The organism is Enterobacter cloacae complex sp. IR5401 (assembly GCF_049238425.1).
Lineage (GTDB): Bacteria > Pseudomonadota > Gammaproteobacteria > Enterobacterales > Enterobacteriaceae > Enterobacter > Enterobacter hormaechei_C.
The window spans coordinates 1-18,611 of the sequence record NZ_JBMKHN010000029.1; the positions used below are offsets into that span (position 1 = coordinate 1).

20 protein-coding genes and 1 pseudogene are annotated in these 18,611 nt (G+C 54.8%); 10 read left to right on the top strand and 11 right to left on the bottom strand.

From position 1 onward, the window contains the following. Positions 1 to 254: 254 nt before the first annotated feature. Positions 255 to 470, top strand: coding sequence for a hypothetical protein (locus ACOTX1_RS22985; protein ID WP_065807480.1), 216 nt, complete (start codon positions 255 to 257; stop codon positions 468 to 470). A gap of 5 nt (positions 471 to 475) precedes the next feature. Here the strand turns inward: ACOTX1_RS22985 and mtlR are convergent. The 4 genes and pseudogenes from mtlR to ACOTX1_RS23005 form a co-directional block, all read right to left on the bottom strand. Next, positions 476 to 967, bottom strand: a pseudogene (mtlR, locus tag ACOTX1_RS22990) (mannitol operon repressor MtlR); the annotation flags it as partial. A gap of 130 nt (positions 968 to 1,097) precedes the next feature. Beyond that, complete coding sequence (locus tag ACOTX1_RS22995; protein WP_000019405.1) at positions 1,098 to 2,078, bottom strand: IS5-like element IS5 family transposase; 981 nt, start codon at positions 2,076 to 2,078, stop codon at positions 1,098 to 1,100. A 68-nt stretch (positions 2,079 to 2,146) separates the two neighbouring features. After that, the gene (locus tag ACOTX1_RS23000) at positions 2,147 to 2,503 is read right to left on the bottom strand and encodes a hypothetical protein (RefSeq protein WP_023302488.1); all 357 of its coding nucleotides are present in this window, start codon (positions 2,501 to 2,503) and stop codon (positions 2,147 to 2,149) included. 91 nt (positions 2,504 to 2,594) lie between these two features. Further along, positions 2,595 to 3,215 (bottom strand): TetR/AcrR family transcriptional regulator, encoded by a 621-nt coding sequence (locus tag ACOTX1_RS23005; RefSeq protein ID WP_023302487.1) that lies wholly within the window; start codon positions 3,213 to 3,215, stop codon positions 2,595 to 2,597. A gap of 164 nt (positions 3,216 to 3,379) precedes the next feature. Between ACOTX1_RS23005 and ACOTX1_RS23010 the strand changes: the two genes are divergently transcribed. From ACOTX1_RS23010 to ACOTX1_RS23035, 6 genes are all read left to right on the top strand, one after another. Further along, complete coding sequence (locus ACOTX1_RS23010; RefSeq protein WP_032427337.1) at positions 3,380 to 4,534, top strand: NAD(P) transhydrogenase subunit alpha; 1,155 nt, start codon at positions 3,380 to 3,382, stop codon at positions 4,532 to 4,534. Continuing rightward, entirely contained in the window at positions 4,531 to 4,839 is a 309-nt protein-coding gene (locus tag ACOTX1_RS23015) for an NAD(P) transhydrogenase subunit alpha (RefSeq protein ID WP_023302485.1), read from the top strand. Before ACOTX1_RS23010 ends, ACOTX1_RS23015 begins: the two co-directional genes overlap by 4 nt. A gap of 1 nt (position 4,840) precedes the next feature. After that, entirely contained in the window at positions 4,841 to 6,256 is a 1,416-nt protein-coding gene (locus tag ACOTX1_RS23020; RefSeq protein WP_023302484.1) for an NAD(P)(+) transhydrogenase (Re/Si-specific) subunit beta, read from the top strand. Positions 6,257 to 6,300: 44 nt separating this feature from the next. Continuing rightward, a complete protein-coding gene (locus ACOTX1_RS23025) occupies positions 6,301 to 7,692 on the top strand; it encodes an NAD-dependent succinate-semialdehyde dehydrogenase (RefSeq protein WP_023302483.1) in 1,392 nt (463 codons plus the stop codon). A gap of 67 nt (positions 7,693 to 7,759) precedes the next feature. Then, positions 7,760 to 8,539, top strand: coding sequence for an acetoin reductase (locus ACOTX1_RS23030; RefSeq protein WP_023302482.1), 780 nt, complete (start codon positions 7,760 to 7,762; stop codon positions 8,537 to 8,539). Positions 8,540 to 8,645: 106 nt separating this feature from the next. Further along, entirely contained in the window at positions 8,646 to 8,843 is a 198-nt protein-coding gene (locus tag ACOTX1_RS23035; RefSeq protein WP_032427338.1) for an alcohol dehydrogenase catalytic domain-containing protein, read from the top strand. Positions 8,844 to 8,883: 40 nt separating this feature from the next. On the opposite strand, the gene ACOTX1_RS23040 is transcribed toward ACOTX1_RS23035, so the two are convergent. From ACOTX1_RS23040 to ACOTX1_RS23055, 4 genes are all read right to left on the bottom strand, one after another. Continuing rightward, positions 8,884 to 9,852, bottom strand: coding sequence for an IS5 family transposase (locus ACOTX1_RS23040; RefSeq protein ID WP_074424873.1), 969 nt, complete (start codon positions 9,850 to 9,852; stop codon positions 8,884 to 8,886). A gap of 65 nt (positions 9,853 to 9,917) precedes the next feature. Next, on the bottom strand, positions 9,918 to 10,919 hold the full coding sequence (locus ACOTX1_RS23045) for an Abi family protein (RefSeq protein WP_023302480.1): 1,002 nt from the start codon (positions 10,917 to 10,919) through the stop codon (positions 9,918 to 9,920). A gap of 155 nt (positions 10,920 to 11,074) precedes the next feature. After that, positions 11,075 to 11,656: a hypothetical protein gene (locus ACOTX1_RS23050; RefSeq protein WP_023302479.1), complete on the bottom strand. Its 582-nt coding sequence runs from the start codon at positions 11,654 to 11,656 to the stop codon at positions 11,075 to 11,077. A 681-nt stretch (positions 11,657 to 12,337) separates the two neighbouring features. Continuing rightward, positions 12,338 to 13,542, bottom strand: a protein-coding gene (locus tag ACOTX1_RS23055; RefSeq protein ID WP_155404512.1) for an IS3 family transposase whose coding sequence is annotated in 2 segments (ribosomal slippage) — positions 12,338 to 13,221 and positions 13,221 to 13,542 — 1,206 coding nt in all. Because the reading frame shifts where the segments join, the coding sequence is not laid out codon by codon here. Between the two features lie 441 nt (positions 13,543 to 13,983). Here ACOTX1_RS23055 and ACOTX1_RS23060 point away from each other — a divergent pair. From ACOTX1_RS23060 to ACOTX1_RS23070, 3 genes are read left to right on the top strand one after another with little or no spacing between them, the layout of a single operon-like run. Next, on the top strand, positions 13,984 to 14,544 hold the full coding sequence (locus ACOTX1_RS23060) for a hypothetical protein (protein ID WP_042948505.1): 561 nt from the start codon (positions 13,984 to 13,986) through the stop codon (positions 14,542 to 14,544). A 42-nt stretch (positions 14,545 to 14,586) separates the two neighbouring features. Then, a complete protein-coding gene (locus ACOTX1_RS23065; RefSeq protein WP_257646694.1) occupies positions 14,587 to 14,721 on the top strand; it encodes a hypothetical protein in 135 nt (44 codons plus the stop codon). A gap of 1 nt (position 14,722) precedes the next feature. After that, positions 14,723 to 15,499 carry a site-specific integrase gene (locus ACOTX1_RS23070; RefSeq protein ID WP_059363046.1) on the top strand — a complete coding sequence of 259 codons (777 nt, stop codon included), beginning with the start codon at positions 14,723 to 14,725 and terminating at the stop codon, positions 15,497 to 15,499. Between the two features lie 442 nt (positions 15,500 to 15,941). Here ACOTX1_RS23070 and ACOTX1_RS23075 read toward each other — a convergent pair whose 3' ends face one another. The 3 genes from ACOTX1_RS23075 to ACOTX1_RS23085 form a co-directional block, all read right to left on the bottom strand. Beyond that, positions 15,942 to 16,814: a RepB family plasmid replication initiator protein gene (locus tag ACOTX1_RS23075; RefSeq protein WP_042948503.1), complete on the bottom strand. Its 873-nt coding sequence runs from the start codon at positions 16,812 to 16,814 to the stop codon at positions 15,942 to 15,944. A 533-nt stretch (positions 16,815 to 17,347) separates the two neighbouring features. Then, a complete protein-coding gene (locus tag ACOTX1_RS23080; protein ID WP_016338376.1) occupies positions 17,348 to 17,584 on the bottom strand; it encodes a plasmid partition protein ParG in 237 nt (78 codons plus the stop codon). Between the two features lie 52 nt (positions 17,585 to 17,636). Beyond that, a complete protein-coding gene (locus ACOTX1_RS23085) occupies positions 17,637 to 18,254 on the bottom strand; it encodes a ParA family protein (protein WP_016338377.1) in 618 nt (205 codons plus the stop codon). Positions 18,255 to 18,611: the final 357 nt, after the last annotated feature.

The following is an 18,611-nucleotide window of genomic DNA, read 5'->3' on the forward strand; positions in this document are numbered from 1 at the left end:
AATTCACTGTCGGCGAAGGTAAGTTGATGACTCATGATGAACCCTGTTCCATGGCTCCAGATGACAAACATGATCTCATATCAGGGACTTGTTCGCACCTTCCTTAGTAATCCCATGAATTTATTGTAATTTAAGAGAAATGGTTATGCAGATCTCTTTTTTAGCATGCCGTCACGAGAATCCGCACATTTTCCTCAAACGGATCGCCCTTAATTGTCCATTCTGAAGAGAGGAATCATGAGGAGGACGACGTTATGGGCAAACTTGGCGAAAACGTACCACTACTCATCGACAAAGCCGTCGATTTTATGGCGTCCAGTCAGGCATTTATGGAGTATCTGAAGAAATCACCTCGCCTGAGTCACGTACCGGAAGAGATCCCGGAAGAGAAAGCGGCGATGTTTCTGGAGCGATTAGAACACTACCGCAAACTTTATCAGCCGGTCGAGAACCAGGCGAAAGAAGTTTGACGGTGTTATTTCTGAAAGGCTTTTTTCAAGCTGATTCGGGAAATCAGCTCGGTCAGAGAAAGTACCATCGTTGAGCGAACGACCTGTTGATAGCGCTGTTTTTGCATTGCCAGCAGGTCGGCATCGCTATCGTCAAAGAGCGGCGCGGGCGGCAGGGCAGAGACGCAGTGCAGCTCACCCAGCGGCCCAAGAATTTCATCATCCGTGAAGGCATATTCGCTGCCGTCATGGTTCAGCTCTTCACGCAGCGCCATCAGCAGCTCCGCATCTTCATACTCATGACGGCTAATCACGCCCAGCCCATAGATAAGCTTGAGCCGGACCGAAAGATCGCCCAGCGGGCCGCTACCGTCCAGCAGCGGTTCGACGGCGTATTTCACCGCATAATCGTCTTTGCGGAACACCTGAAGCACCAGAATATTGACCGCCTCGGTCAGTAACTCGACGGCGGCAATCAAGAAGCTTCTGACGGTTTTGCCAGGGAAGGTGCGAATAAGCGGGGAAATTCTTCTCGGCTGACTCAGTCATTTCATTTCTTCATGTTTGAGCCGATTTTTTCTCCCGTAAATGCCTTGAATCAGCCTATTTAGACCGTTTCTTCGCCATTTAAGGCGTTATCCCCAGTTTTTAGTGGGATCTCTCCCACTGACGTATCATTTGGTCCGCCCGAAACAGGTTGGCCAGCGTGAATAACATCGCCAGTTGGTTATCGTTTTTCAGCAACCCCTTGTATCTGGCTTTCACGAAGCCGAACTGTCGCTTGATGATGCGAAACGGGTGCTCCACCCTGGCACGGATGCTGGCTTTCATGTATTCGATGTTGATGGCCGTTTTGTTCTTGCGCGGATGCTGCTTCAAGGTTTTTACCCTGCCGGGACGCTCGGCGATCAGCCAGTCCACATCCACCTCGGCCAGCTCCTCGCGCTGTGGCGCTCCTTGGTAGCCGGCATCGGCTGAGACAAATTGTTCCTCTCCATGAAGCAGATTACCCAGCTGATTGAGGTCATGCTCGTTGGCCGCGGTGGTGACCAGGCTGTGGGTCAGGCCACTCTTGGCATCGACACCAATGTGGGCCTTCATGCCAAAGTGCCACTGATTGCCTTTCTTGGTCTGATGCATCTCCGGATCGCGTTGCTGCTCTTTGTTCTTGGTCGAGCTGGGTGCCTCAATGATGGTGGCATCGACCAAGGTGCCTTGAGTCATCATGACGCCTGCTTCGGCCAGCCAGCGATTGATGGTCTTGAACAATTGGCGGGCCAGTTGATGCTGCTCCAGCAGGTGGCGGAAATTCATGATGGTGGTGCGGTCCGGCAGGGCGCTATCCAGGGATAACCGGGCAAACAGACGCATGGAGGCGATTTCGTACAGAGCATCTTCCATCGCGCCATCGCTCAGGTTGTACCAATGCTGCATGCAGTGAATGCGTAGCATGGTTTCCAGCGGATAAGGTCGCCGGCCATTACCAGCCTTGGGGTAAAACGGCTCGATGACTTCCACCATGTTTTGCCATGGCAGAATCTGCTCCATGCGGGACAAGAAAATCTCTTTTCTGGTCTGACGGCGCTTACTGCTGAATTCACTGTCGGCGAAGGTAAGTTGATGACTCATGATGAACCCTGTTCCATGGCTCCAGATGACAAACATGATCTCATATCAGGGACTTGTTCGCACCTTCCCTAGTTGTGCGAGCCGTGCAATGAGCGGCGCTGGCAAACCTGAACGCGAAGGCGATGCCACGTACGGTGCGGTAAGTCGTGACTGGAATGGGCGCGCGACCTCAACGCCTGACAGCAATACCGGCACGCGGTGCTTGAGATGGCCAGACCCTGCTCGTCTGGAACCGCCTGATCCTGCCGAACGCCAGGTCGATTGGCCTTGAACGGCAGCCCGGCGCGGACGCGTCCGGCCGTGCCGGACTTGCGGATCGGCACCTTCTCGCAGATGCGGGACAGCCGCGTGTCGTAGCGATTAAACTGATCGTGCCAATGCTTTAGCGGTTCATTGCAGCAGATCGCGGCTTTGCCAAGCGCCACGAACGTCTCCAGTGGCCACGTAGCGAGTCATTATATTCAACATATCGACGTCCTCCGCAGGACGCGTCCCCGTTGATTTACTACCGTGCCGCTATTCGGCTCCCAAAGTGAGGACGGCGCGCAGGAACATGGCAATGGTGGCTGAAATATAGGTTGGCCGGCCGGCACTCTGCTGTACGACAAGACCGTTCGTCAGCGCGATGAGGCCAGCGGCGATTGGCGTCACGTCAGCCGGTGGCGTTTGGCCGAGGCGCTCGAACATTCGTCTTAGCATCAACGCCACCCGCTGCTCATGCTCCATCCAGACGGCAGCGTAGCTTTCGGCGAATGACGGGCTCCTCATCGCGTGCAACTGAAGCTCGATAGTCAAAACCGACCAGTCCCGGGCCTTCTCGAACCTTGTAAGCCATTCTTCCAATTTAGCCAGGATTTGCTCTGGCGAATGGTTCCTGTCGGCTACGATAGTTTCGATCTCATCGTCTTCCAAGGCCACATGTCGCTTCAGAAGTTCGAGCAGCACAGCCTCCTTGCAAGGGAAGTTCGAATAGAACGCGCCCTGCGAATATCCGGCTTCCTCGGCGATATCGCGCAGGGATGTGCCCGCGAAACCACACTCAATGAATAGCCTCTTCGCGGCTTCGACAAGATGCTCGCGTGTCTGAGCCTGCGCCTCCGGCCGACTCAGGCGTTTCCGTCGACTGGTTGTTTTCATGTCCTCCAGATCCCTCCTCCTGGGATTGCCCTGCTACACCATACAAATATCACATGAAATCTGGATTTCAATTGATTTGGATCAATGCGCACTGCGCCAAGAGGCCCATTCTCAACGCATGTGCCGCGCCGTGATGGTGAGGATGGCACGCAATGGAGCCACTTATGCCAATCAAAATCGCAGTCCTGAAGGAAACGAAACCCGGTGAGAAGCGCGTCTCCATGGTGCCTTCTGTCGTGCAGCGGCTGGAACGCCTCGGCGCCTCGGCCGTGTTCGAAAGAGGTGCGGGGACCGCAGCGACTTTCGATGACGGCGCGTATAGTCACGCGTCCTTTGCGGAAACGCCCGAAGCGCTGGTTGCGGACGCGGACATCGTCCTTGCCGTGCAACCGCCGCCAGCGGTGGTAGCCGGAACGATGAAAGCGGGAGCCGTGCTGATCTCGTTCGTCTACGGCCAGGCGAACCGCGAACTGGTGGCGACCCTGCGCGACAAAAAGATAACGGCATTTGCCATGGAGCTCGTGCCCAGGATCAGCCGTGCACAGTCCATGGACGCGCTGTCCAGCCAGGCGGCCCTCGCCGGCTACTACGCGCCGCTTCTGGGTGCGGTCCACATGCCGCGCATCCTGCCGATGATGACGACGGCGGTCGGCTCGCTGCGTGCCGCCAAGGTGCTGGTGATGGGGCTAGGCGTCGCCGGTCTCTCCGCGTTGGCGACGGCGCATCGACTTGGCGCGATCTGTGAGGGCTATGATGTCCGCCCGGAAACGGCCGAGCAGGCGCGCTCGCTTGGCGCGAAATTCGTCGACACGGGCGTCGATGCCCGGGGGGAAGGTGGATACGCGCGAGAACTGACTGCTGAGGAACAGGCGAAGGTGCGGCAGGTCCTGTCGCAGCATATCGCCGAGGCCGACATGATCATCACCACGGCGGCGGTGCCGGGCAAGCGTGCGCCGGTACTGATCGAGGCCGATCAGATCGCCGCGATGAAACCGGGCGCCGTGATCGTCGATCTCGGCGCCGAGGGTGGCGGCAATTGTGCAGGCACGAAGCCTGGAGAAACGGTAACGGTCGGGCCGGCAATCATTCTGGGGCCGCTCGACGTCCCATCCGCGCTCGCTCAGCACGCGAGCGAGCTCTACGCCAAGAACATTCTCAACCTGCTGACGCTCATCGTGAAGGATGGCGCACTCGCCCTCGACTTCGAGGACGAGGTTATCGCTGGTACCGTGCTCACGCACGCCGGCGAAATCCGCAATGAAGCGGCGCGCAGCGCTGTCGAGGGTAAGGTTTCAAGCGATACGGAGACCGCGAAATGACCATCGATACCTCCATGACATGGCTGATCGCCCTCTACATCTTCATGCTAGCGGCGTTCACCGGATACGAAGTCATCAGCCGCGTTCCCTCGATTCTGCACACGCCGCTGATGTCCGGATCGAACTTCATCCACGGCATCGTCGTCGTCGGTGCCCTGCATGCCCTTATTAACGCAACCAGTCTGTTCGGACAAGTCCTCGGCTTCATCGCCGTCGCGCTCGGCGCGGCCAATGCCGCCGGCGGCTATGTCGTGACAGACCGAATGCTCGCCATGTTCAAGTCCAGCGGCGACGGGAGGAAGTGAGATGTTTGTACAGCACATTGCTGGACTAAGCGGGCTCGCTGCCGCTGTCCTCTTCATCTTCGGCCTGAAGCGCATGTCGTCACCCGTGACGGCGCTATCCGGCATCGTCGTGGCAGGCCTCGGAATGGTGGTCGCGGTCGCAGTGAGCTTCCTGGCGGTCTTCGACGTGGCAGAGACCGTCCGCCCGCATCTTGGCGTCAATCTTATTCTGGCGGTCGCCGCAATCGCACTTGGCGGTGGCTGGGCCTGGCTGCGCGGCAGGAAGGTCGAAATGACCGCGATGCCGCAGATGGTCGCGCTCTATAACGGCATGGGCGGCGGTGCGGCAGCAGCGGTGGCCGCGGTTGAGATTTCGGCACGCGGTACCCCGAGCGCGCTCATCCTGGCGGTGACCGCCGCTGGCGCGCTGATCGGCTCCATCTCGCTCACGGGCTCCGTGATTGCTTGGGCGAAACTTGACGGTAAGATCAACAAGCCGTTCCGTTTCGGCGGGCAGCGAGCTGTCAACGGCGCGCTCTTTCTCGTAACAGTGCTCCTCGGAATTGCCCTTGTCGCCTTCTTCGACAGTCCGGCGCTTCCGCTTCTCGCCATATTGTTCTTTCTCGGAGCACTTGCCTTCGGCATCATGATGACCCTGCCGATCGGCGGCGCTGACATGCCGGTGGTGATCTCGCTCTATAACGCCTTCACCGGCCTTGCCGTGGGGCTGGAGGGTTACGCGCTCCAGAACCCGGCGCTGATGATTGCAGGCATGGTTGTGGGTTCCGCAGGTACGTTGCTTACGGTGCTGATGGCGAAGGCAATGAACCGCTCGCTGGCCAATGTGCTGTTCTCGAACTTCGGCGATGCGACCGTTGCGGGCGGCGACACAACTCATGGCGAGATGAAGAGCGCCGATGCGAGCGACGCCGCCATCGCCATGCGCTACGCATCGAGCGTCGTGATCATTCCCGGCTATGGCCTTGCAGTCGCGCAGGCGCAGCAGAAGCTATACGAATTCGTCAAGCTGCTTCAGGCGGCCGGCGTGGACGTCAAGTTCGCCATCCATCCGGTCGCGGGCCGCATGCCCGGGCATATGAACGTGCTGCTCGCCGAGGCCGGTGTGCCCTACGACATCATCTACGACATGGAAGACATCAACGCCGACTTCGTGAATACCGACGTCGCGCTGGTGATCGGGGCGAACGACGTCGTCAATCCGGCGGCGCGCACCGACAAGACCTCGCCGATCTACGGCATGCCGATCCTCAACGCCGACCAGGCCCATCAGGTCTATGTGATCAAGCGCGGTCGGGGCAAAGGCTATTCCGGCGTCGAGAACCTTCTGTTCTTCGAGGAAAACTGCAACATGGTCTACGGCGATGCGCAGGCCGTGATGACCCGGATGGTCCAAGCCGTGAAAGATCTCGGCGCCTGATCTCCATTCCGAAACCCTGTCACCATTCACCAAGGAGAACGAACATGGCCTATGCAACCATCAATCCCTACACTGGGGAGACCGTCGCGACATTTCCCGATGCCACGGACGCGGAGGCGAAAGCTGCTCTGGACAAGGCGGATGCCGCATTCCACACATGGCGCGAAACCTCGTTTGCCGAACGTGGCCGCATTCTGCAGAACGCTGCCGATCTCCTGCGTCGCGACAGCGATGCCTATGCGAAGCTGCTGACGCTGGAAATGGGCAAGCTCTTCGCCGAGGCCAAGGCGGAAGTCGAGCTCTCTGCAAAGATCTTCGAGTACTATGTCAGGCACGCCGAGGCGCTATTGAAGCCCGAAAAGCTTCCGGTTCTCGACCCGGCCGAGGGCGAAGCGGTTCTGGTGCATGAACCGCTCGGCGTGTTGGTCGCCATCGAGCCCTGGAATTTTCCCTACTATCAGATCGCCCGCATCCTGGCGCCACAGCTTTCGGCCGGAAACACGCTCATCCTTAAGCATGCCTCCAACGTGCCACAGAGTGCGGCCGCCTTCGAAAAGCTGATGAGCGAGGCCGGCCTGCCGGAGGGGTGCTTCAAGAACCTCTATGCGACGCGCGACCAGATCAACATGATCATCAACGATCCTCGCGTGCACGGTGTCGCCCTGACCGGGTCCGAGGCTGCGGGCTCGATCATCGCGGCGGAAGCCGGCAAGGCGTTGAAAAAATCGACGATGGAACTTGGCGGCGCTGACGCCTTCGTCGTACTCAAGGACGCCGATCTGAAGAAGACCATCGACTGGGCCGTCTTCGGCCGTCATTGGAACGGTGGACAGGTCTGCGTGTCATCGAAGCGCATGATCGTGGTTGACGAGGTCTATGATGCGTTCCTCGATGGCTACCGGAAAGGTGTGGCCAGGCTGATCGCCGGCGATCCCTTTGATCCGAAGACGACGCTGGCGCCGCTGTCCTCGCAAAAGGCTGCAGACGATATCAAGGAGCAGATCCGAAAGGCGGTGAGCTATGGCGCCAAGGCCGAGGAAGTTGGCCTGCCTGTTCCCAACCAGGGCGCCTTCGTGCAGCCGACCATCCTGACCGACGTCGGCGAAGCCAACCCGGCCCGCTACTGGGAGTTCTTCGGTCCCGTCTCAATGCTATTCCGCGCCAGGGATGAGGACGACGCCGTGCGCATTGCCAACGACTCGCCTTTCGGTCTCGGCGGTTCGGTTTTTACGGCCGACGAACAGCACGGCTTTAAGGTCGCGAAGCGCATTTCGACAGGGATGGTCTTTGTCAACCACCCGACCAAGGTGGAGGCCGACTTGCCCTTTGGCGGTATCCGCCGTTCCGGCTACGGGCGCGAACTGCTTGGCCTCGGCCTCAAGGAGTTCGTCAACCACAAGCTGATCGACGTGGTCGATATCGAGGCCCATTTTTAGGCGACACCCATATACTGCAGCGGCCGGCGCCTTCGGCCGCTGCACAACGCACCCAAGGAGAAAGCTCATGGCACTGAACGAAAAAGTCATTCTGGTTACGGGCGCAGCCCAGGGCATCGGCCGTGGCATCGCGCTGCGGTTGGCCGCTGACGGCGCGGATATCGCGCTTGTCGACCTGAAGGCCGACAAGCTGGAAGCTGTAAAAAAGGAAGTTGAAGCGCTCGGTCGCAAGGCGAGCACCTTCTCCGCCGACGTCAGCAAGCGGGATAACGTCTATGCGGCCATCGACCATGCCGAAAAGGAACTCGGCGGCTTCGATGTGATCGTCAATAATGCCGGCATTGCCCAGGTCAATCCGATCGCGGACGTTTTGCCGGAAGAGGTGGATCGCATCTTCAAGATCAACATCGAGGGCGTGCTCTGGGGCATCCAGGCGGCGGCGACCAAGTTCAAGGCGCGCAAGCAGAAGGGCAAGATCATCAACGCCTCGTCCATCGCCGGCCATGACGGTTTTGCGATGCTGGGCGTCTATTCGGCGACCAAATTCGCGGTCCGGGCGCTGACCCAGGCGGCGGCGAAGGAATACGCCAGCGCTGGCATTACCGTGAACGCCTATTGCCCGGGTATTGTCGGTACCGACATGTGGGTGGAGATCGACGAACGCTTTTCCGAGGTCACCGGCACGCCGAAGGGCGAGACCTACAAGAAGTACGTCGACGGCATCGCGCTTGGCCGGGCACAAACGCCCGAAGACGTAGCCGCTCTCGTCGCCTTCCTCGCCAGCGACGATTCCGACTACATCACGGGGCAGGCGATCCTAACAGATGGCGGCATCGTCTATCGGTAATATGAAAAGCGGCGGTCCCGATGCATGCAATGGTCCTGAATGCTGTCGGCACTCCGCTCGTCTGGACCGAGTTTCCAGACAGAACGCCCGCTCCCGGCGAATCCGCGTGAAGGTTTTTGCCTGCGGCGTGTGCCGCACCGATCTGCATGTGGTGGATGGGGAACTGCCCCATCCCCACATCCCGATCATTCCAGGCCACGACATTGTCGGACGGGTCGACGCGCTCGGCGACGGCGTGTCCGGCCTCACGATCGGCGAGCGGGTCGGCATACCCTGGTTGGCGGCCGTCGGCTTTGTTGAATAAATAAGATTTCTTGCGAACGACCCTGTAGCTGGCTGGATTTTCAGGCAATACGCACGCTTTCTGGCATCCCAGCCTTTGTCATCCTGTTCAACGCACGCACCATGGCCATAGCTTCCGCTACCTGACCATCGTAGTCACGCAGCGTCAGTGAATCTCCCAACAACTGCTTCATTCTGTACATTGCCGTTTCCGCTATCGAGCGACGGTTATATTCCGTTGTCCATTTCCACCGTGCATTGCTTCCGCTCAGCCGCTGATTAGCAACGGCACGGTTGCGGTCTGCGTACTCACCGGGCCAGTAACCTGCTCCTTTTCGGGGAGGAATAAGCGCGCTGATTTTTTTGCGGCGCAGTTCATCGTGACAGAGCCGGGTATCGTAAGCCCCGTCTGCCGCGGCTGCCCTGATTTTTCTGTGAGTCTGCCGGATAAGGCCCGGGAAGGCTTCTGAGTCCCTGACGTTATTCAGCGACAGGTCTGCACAGACAACTTCATGTGTGTTGCTGTCAACAGCAAGATGCAACTTTCGCCAGATACGACGGCGCTCTTTGCCGTGCTTTCTGACTTTCCATTCGCCTTCACCAAAGACCTTCAGCCCGGTGGAATCAATCACCAGGTGTGCGATTTCACCCCGGGTGGACGTTTTGAAACTGACATTAACCGACTTTGCCCGCTTACTGACACTGGTGTAATCCGGGCAGCGCAACGGAACGTTCATCAGGGCAAAAATGGAATCAATAAAACCCTGCGCAGCCCGCAGGGTCAGCCGGAATACGCGTTTAATCACCAGAACGGTGGTGATGGCGAGATCAGAATAGCGCTGGGGCCTTCCTCGTGATGAAGGCGTTGCCGACTCATACCAGGCCTGAATCGCCTCATCATCCAGCCAGAAAGTGAGGGAGCCACGGTTGATGAGAGCTTTGTTGTAGGTGGACCAGTTGGTGATTCTGAACTTTTGCTTTGCCACGGAATGGTCTGTGTTGTCGGGAGGATGCGTGATCTGATCCTTCAACTCAGCAAAAGTTCGATTTATTCAACAAAGCCGTGAAAATCCCCTCCTACATGGGAGGGGACTGGTCAGAGGGTCCGGATAAAATCGGGACCAATAATGGCAATAATCCGGGTACGGTTTGTCAGGCGGATAATTTTTTGCTGGCCGAGCCCCCGCAATAATTTTTTGAGCTCTTTACTGCGCCGCACGTTCAGGTCGTGCATCAACTGCGCCCGCCCGGTGAAACTCAGCAAACCGTCGTGCGTGGCCAGTGCCTCGAAACGCAGATGATGACCTTCAGCCAGAAACGCAGCATGCCTTGCAGGACTGAGCCAGCTGAGAGCTTCCAGCATATCTTTCCATGCCCGACGCAACAGCTGCAGGGACGCCTGAAGACCGTATACCGGGCGGTTGTAATCCGGCGCACCGGTAACCGGATCTTCCTCCTGAAATTTCCAGACCGCTTCATGGTGTGCCAGGCGGTTACGCAAATCACGGATCCGGGTAAATTTCTTTTCCAGCACGTGACGGGGGGTGCCGGTCGGGGCACCGGGGAACACCGACGGGAGCAGCTGGGGCCACAGGAGCGAGCGGTTCCGTGGTTCGTCGTAGTTTTTCGTCAGAAAATTGGTCCAGAAACCAAAGTCCAGTCCGGAGATCACCCTCTCTGCCGTCGGCGCCTTGCCGGCAGCACGAATACGTTTTGACACCTTACGGATACAGTCTTCCTCCCAGGCCGTCCGGTCATAAACCGGTTTTCCGTGATGCATGAGCTTCTGGCCACGGGCATCGGTTTTGTAGCGCTTGTTCTGGCGTATCCAGGTCTTGTCACCGATATAGCGGGGTAAATCAAAGATCCAGTTGGTATCCGTTCGCCAGTGTCCGGCAGCGCCGGGCAGCCGGGCATGGCGGATACTGTAATCGATGGCGTTACGCAGCGTCACCTCAAGGCAGTGCATCAGTGGCTGCATGGCGGCGGAAACGGCCTTGTTCCAGTTATACCCGCCCAGTTCTTCACCAGGTTTCAGTTTCAGCACGTCGGTGTAAATGTTCAGCCGCCCGGCCGAGATATAGTCTTCCAGCTGCATACAGCCCTCCCGGGCTAAACTGAGGGTCAGGTTGACGGGCGTACCAGTTACTGGTAGATTTATCCCATCAAGGCGCGGATTTCTTCGGACCCGTGCGTTAAAGTTAGTACCGGAAAAGCCATCCCTCGGGGTGGCTTTTCTCGTTTATATCTGTCTCAGATAAGCGACCATTCAAAAGCATCCATTCGCATTGCCTTTCGCAGTTCATTAATCATTTCCTGAAAAGTACCCTCAGGGATCATATTAAAAAGTGACCGGTGCAGCGCGAGTACCGTCTCTTCATCACGCGACGCCGCGTTGGCCAGCAGTGCGGCATACAGGGAGTTCCCCTTTGCCAGGCTGTCAGTTCCTTTCAGCTGTCCGGCGCGGATCTGAAGATATGGCATCCCCGCCAGCATAATGCGTTGCAAATCATCGTTGCTGTTTATCCCGAGAATACGGCAGAACTCCCGGTGGCCGGCCTGAGTCATCTCCAGATCATAAACATGCTCACTCAGTACTGTTCCGGCCATTCTCGCCATTTCCAGGTCCATCAGGGCAACCAGTTCACTGGTCCGGATAAAATTGCCGATCAGATCGCCAAACGTTGCCGTCAGAAACTCCTGTACAAAATCACTCTTTGATTTTCCGGCGGCTTTAGCCTGCCTCGTGATCGCTTCATCCACATCAGCTGGCACATTACGCACCGTAATGGTGTTAAACAACTCAGAGAGGTCTTTTGACTTGGCATCTTTCATTACGGGCACCCTGTTAACTACTACTGACTGCATTCTGATGTCAGCATCTCACACGCGCAAATGTGATGCAATATATTACTCCTGCACTTTAAAGTTAAATTTGATGCATGTAAGAAATTATGATTCCATCATCACACTCTTCATATTGCAGAGATCCGATTTCTGGCTGTTCCGGATCTGCTTTCCGGCCTCCGGCGCGCAGCGGCCTAAAAACACAATATGTGCTACGCCATAGGCTGATTTTTATTCTATATATAGTGTTTGCCCCCTGCCCCGTGACCGGCCGCTCAGCACCGGTAAAGGGCGGTGTGGTTATTCCGTGGGCGTGGTACACTTCCGGAAAGTTGTCATAAGACATAAAGTCGGATCTCGCCTAAACGGCCATCCGGTAATTTAACGGCGTGGCTATATGGCTGCTTATTATCATCCTGAAAATGATGACGGAAGGGGAAAATCATCCTGGTGACAGACGCAGGGTTGTGCTTAGCTGATTATGCTGCGCGTCATAATTACCCTGAGTGACCATTAATAAGGGAATTAATTGACAATGACTTCCAGAGAAATGTCTTACATGCTGGCAAGTAGCAACCTCAACCTCAACAAGATGGTGTGGTGTTACCAGATCAAACTAGGCCACAGGCAAGTGATCTTGCCCCTCCATTTCCGGACAGCTTTTGTATCTTAAGTTAACGATGCCCGCTGCCGCCGATATTCCCTCGGAGAGTGGTATCCCAGCGCACTATGCGGGTGGTTTTCATTATAGTGATTGAACGCCGCTGCAAGGCTCTGTAGCGCTGTTCTCACATCCGGTTTGGGCATGAACGCGATGTAATCTTCCTTCATCGTTTTCACGAACCGTTCAGCCATGCCATTGCTCTGTGGGCTGCTCACCGCTGTTGTGCAGGGTTCCAGATTCAGCTCTACGGCGAACCTCCGCGTTTCATGCGCCGTATACGCTGAACCGTTGTCCGTCAGCCACTGCACCGGTGTGTCCGGTAACCTGTCACCGAAGCGCTTTTCCACCGACCTCAGCATCACATCCTGCACCGTCGAACTGTCGTAGCCTCCGGTGCTCGCTGCCCAGTCTATGGCCTCACGGTCGCAGCAGTCCAGCGAGAACGTGACTCGCAGTTTTTCACCGTTGTCGCAGTTGAACTCGAAGCCGTCTGAACACCAGCGCATATCGCTTTCTGCCACCGCGATTTTGCCCTTATGCTCACGCTTTGGCCGCGCTGATTTGTCATGCAACAACAGGTGATGCTCACGCATTATCCTGTAAAGCCGTTTGGCATTTACCGGTGGCAGCTCTTCTGCGCAACGTCGTTTACGCAGGATACCCCACACGCGCCGATAGCCGTAGCTGGGCATGTCGCTGATGATATCGAGGATAGCCGACAGGATTTCAGCGTCTGCGTCGTCATTACGCCGGTGACAGCGCCTGTCCTGCCAGTCGGCAGAGCGCTTAATCCGCAGTGACAGCTGCGCACGCGACACGCCCATGGTGCGGCTGACCTGGGCTATTCCCCGTCCTTTGGCAACAAGGGCGCGTGCGCTATCCATTTTCGCGACTGACCGTACTCCACGGCTTCTTTTAGTATCTCAACTTCCATCGTCTTCTTGCCCAGAAGGCGCTGAAGCTCCCGGACTTGCTTCAGAGCAGCAGTAAGCTCAGATGCAGGCACGACGTCCTCTCCGGCCGCAACGGCGGTGAGGCTGCCTTCCTGATATTGCTTCTTCCACTTAAACAGCAGGCTGGGCTGGATACCATGCAGGCGAGCGACATGGGAGACATTCATGCCCGGCTCCATCGTCTGCTGGATAATGGCTATCTTCTCCTGAGGAGTTCTACGTTTACGGACTTCTTGCCCTAACAGGATCCCGGTCATCTCAAAATTGGCGTTAGTGTTAGACATATATTCAAGCCTATCTCTTATCTGGAGATACAGCTACTGTCCGGTGTTTCAGGGGGCTACATCACTAGGCCACAGGCAAGTACGGCTGTTTATTCTGGATGAGTGGGGTGATGAATTAGCGCGTAAAGATTTTGGAGCGTATCCCTCTGCCTGGAATATGAATGCATCACCCAAAATCATTTATAACCCTTCGGTGATGGCTGGCACTTTAGCTGAGATGAAAGTGGTAAACGCCGATCAAATCTCGCTGGAAATTGAAGCTCATGAACTAGTGTCCGACTATATCTCCAGATAGATGTATGGAGGCGGGATTTCTCAGTAAAGAAAAACGGTCAGACCGGTAAGCTGTGCGGCGGGAGTCATTCAGCGTGGGGGATTTCGCTGGAAGTATAATTTAACGTAAGGAAAAAGATTATGATTAAACGTACCGGGATGGTTGTCGTCGCCGTACTGCTAAGCGGCTGTCTGCCGAAACCGCAACCGGCTCATCTTTATCAGGAGCCATCTGCAGGTGAAAACACCGCAAAACTCAGGGTGCGTGGATTTACCGACAGCACGACGGTGTATCGCGTCGACAGCTGCGAGCAGGCCTTTTTCCTGGGCAGCCTCCGCGATCCTGACCATCCGGAACGGAACCCATCCAGGGCGTCAGACCGGGGTTACAAAAAGGCCGACGTGCCGGAAGATAACGCGCCCCTGGATTACATGGAGGTCACCCTGCCGGCAGGCCATTATATTCAGCTCCGTCCGGCCATTTTCACCACAGATCATCAGATTTGCTCCGTGATGACGCCGTGGTTTAAACCGGAAAAAGGCGTGCTCTACGAGGTCCGCAGCCAGCTCACTCCCGACGGCAGACAATGCTATGTGCGCACCTGGAAAGTGGATCAGCAGAACGGGGCGGTCACACCGGTGACAGGACCGCAGTCTATCCGGGATGTGATGACCTGTGCAAAGCATCCGGTATGGCAGTAGCGCAGCATGGCACTTTTTTCCGGCAACACAGGAACATCAGGAATGGAAAATTCGATTCAGTTTGATACGGTGACGTTTGTCACCACCACGGCTGAACAGGATACCGATCTGTGCCCGCAATCGGCACCGAACTGGAGTATCTGCTCGCGAAGTATTTACCTGACCATGGTGACATAACATGATGCCAGCAATGCCAGGCCAGATCGGGGCCTTTTCCTCTGCTCAGCTGCCGGTGGCCATCGATTATCCGGCCGCGCTGGCACTGCGCCAGATGGCGCTCGTTCAGGACGAACTGCCGAAATACCTGCTGGCGCCGGAAGTGAGCGCCCTGCTCCACTACGTGCCCGATCTTCACCGTAAGATGCTGCTGGCCACCCTGTGGAACACCGGCGCCCGTATTAACGAAGCACTGGCCCTGACCCGGAGTGATTTTTCTCTGGCACCGCCCTACCCGTTCGTACAACTGACCACGCTCAAACAGCGCGCCGAGAAGGCAGCCAGAACGGCCGGCCGTGCTCCGGTCGGTAGCCAGCCTCATCGTATCGTTCCGCTTTCCGACCCGCAGTATGTCAGCCAGCTGGAAATGATGGTGGCCACCCTGAAAATTCCGCTGGAGCGCCGTAATAAACGCACCGGCAGAACCGAGAAGGCACGGATCTGGGAAATCACAGACAGAACGGTCAGGACCTGGATAAATGAAGCAGTTGATGCGGCTGCTGCCGACGGGGTGACGTTTTCGGTACCGGTAACCCCGCATACGTTCCGCCACTCCTACGCCATGCACATGCTGTATGCCGGCATACCGCTGAAGGTGCTGCAGAGCCTGATGGGACACAAGTCAGTCAGTTCGACAGAGGTCTACACGAAGGTTTTTGCCCTTGATGTGGCGGCACGGCATCGTGTGCAATTTTCAATGGCAGGGGCTGATGCTGTTGCCATGCTGAAAATCAGATAACTAAATATTTTAACGTTTACAGCTAATAGTAACGAAACCCACCCGTTCGATAGTAAATTACTTTTGCGCTACGTGAACAAGGCAAGGTTACAGGGGTGTACCAAGCCAAACTTCACGTGGCGCAATCTCATTATGAATATAACCGCTATTATATCTCCACCGGCACCTAAGACACATTAGCCTCTAACCGCGGCATGAACCCAGATAAAGAACAAGGTGGTCACTTTCATAAATGAGTCGCTGCGTTCATAACTGGCGGTTACTTTCATAATATCATCTGGCTCTGATGTATCGTTGCATTCATAAAATGTGGTGTATTTCTATGCAATTAGCCCGATTTGCACTGACCGAATGGGTTCGGTTTATGAAAGTAATCGCTCTTTAACAATCAACATTATGAATGCGACCACTTTTAAATCAAATTATGAAAGTGACCGTAATTTTACGCAATTGGTAACGTCAGCCTCGGCGAGCGCGAGTGTACGATGAACATGATTTCGCGACCTTTTTTGGCCTCATTGTAGTCCAGATAGCCAATGTTCTTCAGATCCTTCATGGCCCGGCGTATCGTGGCATTCTGGTCTTTAACCTGTGACTCCATCGCAAGTCGCTCGCGCAGCCGCTTCATTGAAACGTACAATGTCCCGGCTGGCATGCTTTCGAAATAGACGTAGAGGGACTGGGCCGATTCTTTACGTGAAAGGGCTGAAAGGACTTTGAGACCCAGCAAAACCTTATGATCGTAGCGATATAATTCCCAGAGGCTGGGGTCTCCCACGATTTCTACCATATTGGTATCCATGTCCAGCTGAGCACGCTGCACCAAGTGGGTCACCAGGCTGCGCTTGCCGTCCTGGCTACGAAAGGACAACGTCACACTAGAAAGATTGAACAGCGCTTCACTCAGGCGGTTACGGGCGCGGCCATTGATGTCTGTGGGTCGCAGGCCGCACATACGGGCGAACTCAGAGAACGGCAACGTAATCTTTTCCGATGTGTAGCCATACTTTGAGAAAGCAGAAATGATGCCAATCCAGGTTTTAAAGTCCGTAGACATCCCGAGCTTGGCGCCCTGGATCTTGATGTTGGTATACCCTTCCTGCCGGGCAACCTCCAGACTGGACAATTCTTCTGAAGCATCGATCAGAAAGTCCCGCTTACCTTTCTCTTTAGGTGATACAGGAGTGAACACGCTCAGACGTAACAGCGCCACTGGCTGTACCGTCTTATTGCTGTTGGGAGTCAGTTCATAACTTTCTCCCGAATCTTTCTTTTTGATCGCAAAAGGGCTTTGCTGCGCGTCAGAACTATCCATTTATCCACATCCAGTGAGTAAAAGCGGGTCTGTTTATGAAAGTAACCGCATCTAAGTTATGAAAATAACCGCCTTGCTTATGAAAGTAAACGCCGGAATAATGAAAGTAACCGCCTTTCTTATGAATATGACCGCCGAGATCCTATTATTTCACTTAAATTTCATGTAATTAGCCGAGTGGTGATCTGTATTGATCTCATATTGATCTCGTATTGATCTGATCATTTGATCTACCAAGGGGATATGTGGATAAAACTAAGCCTACTCAGGTAGTTAACTACCCCTATAATTTGATGTGATACGGAGCGTAACAGGTTTCTGTTTGATCGCAGATCTTGTGCTTCCTCGCCTGTTCGCGGGCTTGCCCGGTCACAGGCTGCGGCGAGCACTGCAATCATATCTCGGATTCAGGTACACGTTCAGCTTTCTGATGGCGATGCTTACCAGTATCGTTTACCACCTAAAGTCCGATCACAACATTCATTCAGTAAAAGGGAGTGTTACAGTAAATACACATAAGAGTAAAAACTCATTTACTCATTACCTTTCAACCATGCATCGACAAGGTCGTTCATGACATCTGAAATAGATGTCCCTTTTCTGGCACAAGCGGCTTTGAGCCTTTGATGCTTATCCTCGGGCATATTGAAGTTCACACGTTTTTGAATGCCCGATGGTGGTGCTGAAATAACTTTGCCTAAATCTCTGTTCTCACCGAAGGTCATTACCTTAGGTGCCGCTTGGTTGCGGTTTTGCTTTACTAAGCTCATATAGTTACCCCTATACACATTTACTCATTTGAGTTTATGTGTAAATGTGTGTTTATGCAACTAACTTGATGATTTCACCAGCAAGCACTTCGATCTCTCCTTTCGCGGCCCCATCATTGGTATCGAATACAGTCTCACCATCCAGCACAGATTTCACGTAGCTCTGTCGCTGCGTAATCGATGTTTTTAAAGAAGGTATACCTGTTGCTGCGATACTCTCACGCAAAACTCCAAGCATTGTAGCTTGCTCAATTTTGCGAGTAATAAGGAAGCGACATTCTACAGGCCTGTTGTATGACTGAGCTTCCAGTACACTGATAACTGCACCAGAGGCAGAAAAATCGAGTGGTGACGGTGTCACCGGAATGATGACTAGATCGCTAACCATAACTGCAGCTGCAGTTATAACAGAGAGAGCCCCGGCCCCATCGATAATTACATAGTCATAACCAACCAGTTCTTTTCTTATGGTGTATACATCCTTTTCGGATGCTGCTGTGAATACATCAAAGTTAGCTTTTTCAGCCTTGTTCCAGTTGGCCAGGCTTTGCTGCGGATCTGTATCAACAACTGCTACTCGATGCTTTTTCGCAATGCTGGTACTTACGTTGATTGTTACTGTGGTTTTACCGCTTCCGCCCTTTGGATTCAAAAACGAGATTACTTTCATATCCGTCCTTACACTCACTCATATGAGTAAATGAGTTTTTGCTGTTATGAGCCTTTGAGTGATTACTCTAAAGCGCAAAAGTTGATGTGTAAATGAAATAATGTGTTTTTACTCATTTGAGTAATCTTCGGGCGTTCACGTACTGATTCTGGACTTAAATACTATCCACAGAAACGGTGCACAACGTTGTGGGTAATAGACTGGATAAGAGACATTGACCTGCTCCCCGTTGATTAGTACACCCCGATGTTAGGGAAGGTGCGAACAAGTCCCTGATATGAGATCATGTTTGTCATCTGGAGCCATGGAACAGGGTTCATCATGAGTCATCAACTTACCTTCGCCGACAGTGAATTC

Coding starts and splice junctions, on each gene's coding strand:
- ACOTX1_RS23010 (WP_032427337.1), top strand. CDS start 3,380: ATGCCAATCAAAATCGCAGTCCTGAAGGAAACGAAACCCGGTGAGAAG.
- ACOTX1_RS22985 (WP_065807480.1), top strand. CDS start 255: ATGGGCAAACTTGGCGAAAACGTACCACTACTCATCGACAAAGCCGTC.
- ACOTX1_RS23030 (WP_023302482.1), top strand. CDS start 7,760: ATGGCACTGAACGAAAAAGTCATTCTGGTTACGGGCGCAGCCCAGGGC.
- ACOTX1_RS23020 (WP_023302484.1), top strand. CDS start 4,841: ATGTTTGTACAGCACATTGCTGGACTAAGCGGGCTCGCTGCCGCTGTC.
- ACOTX1_RS23085 (WP_016338377.1), bottom strand. CDS start 18,254: ATGAAAGTAATCTCGTTTTTGAATCCAAAGGGCGGAAGCGGTAAAACC.
- ACOTX1_RS23005 (WP_023302487.1), bottom strand. CDS start 3,215: ATGAAAACAACCAGTCGACGGAAACGCCTGAGTCGGCCGGAGGCGCAG.
- ACOTX1_RS23080 (WP_016338376.1), bottom strand. CDS start 17,584: ATGAGCTTAGTAAAGCAAAACCGCAACCAAGCGGCACCTAAGGTAATG.
- ACOTX1_RS22995 (WP_000019405.1), bottom strand. CDS start 2,078: ATGAGTCATCAACTTACCTTCGCCGACAGTGAATTCAGCAGTAAGCGC.
- ACOTX1_RS23025 (WP_023302483.1), top strand. CDS start 6,301: ATGGCCTATGCAACCATCAATCCCTACACTGGGGAGACCGTCGCGACA.
- ACOTX1_RS23015 (WP_023302485.1), top strand. CDS start 4,531: ATGACCATCGATACCTCCATGACATGGCTGATCGCCCTCTACATCTTC.
- ACOTX1_RS23050 (WP_023302479.1), bottom strand. CDS start 11,656: ATGAAAGATGCCAAGTCAAAAGACCTCTCTGAGTTGTTTAACACCATT.
- ACOTX1_RS23060 (WP_042948505.1), top strand. CDS start 13,984: ATGATTAAACGTACCGGGATGGTTGTCGTCGCCGTACTGCTAAGCGGC.
- ACOTX1_RS23070 (WP_059363046.1), top strand. CDS start 14,723: ATGATGCCAGCAATGCCAGGCCAGATCGGGGCCTTTTCCTCTGCTCAG.
- ACOTX1_RS23065 (WP_257646694.1), top strand. CDS start 14,587: ATGGAAAATTCGATTCAGTTTGATACGGTGACGTTTGTCACCACCACG.
- ACOTX1_RS23045 (WP_023302480.1), bottom strand. CDS start 10,919: ATGCAGCTGGAAGACTATATCTCGGCCGGGCGGCTGAACATTTACACC.
- ACOTX1_RS23075 (WP_042948503.1), bottom strand. CDS start 16,814: ATGGATAGTTCTGACGCGCAGCAAAGCCCTTTTGCGATCAAAAAGAAA.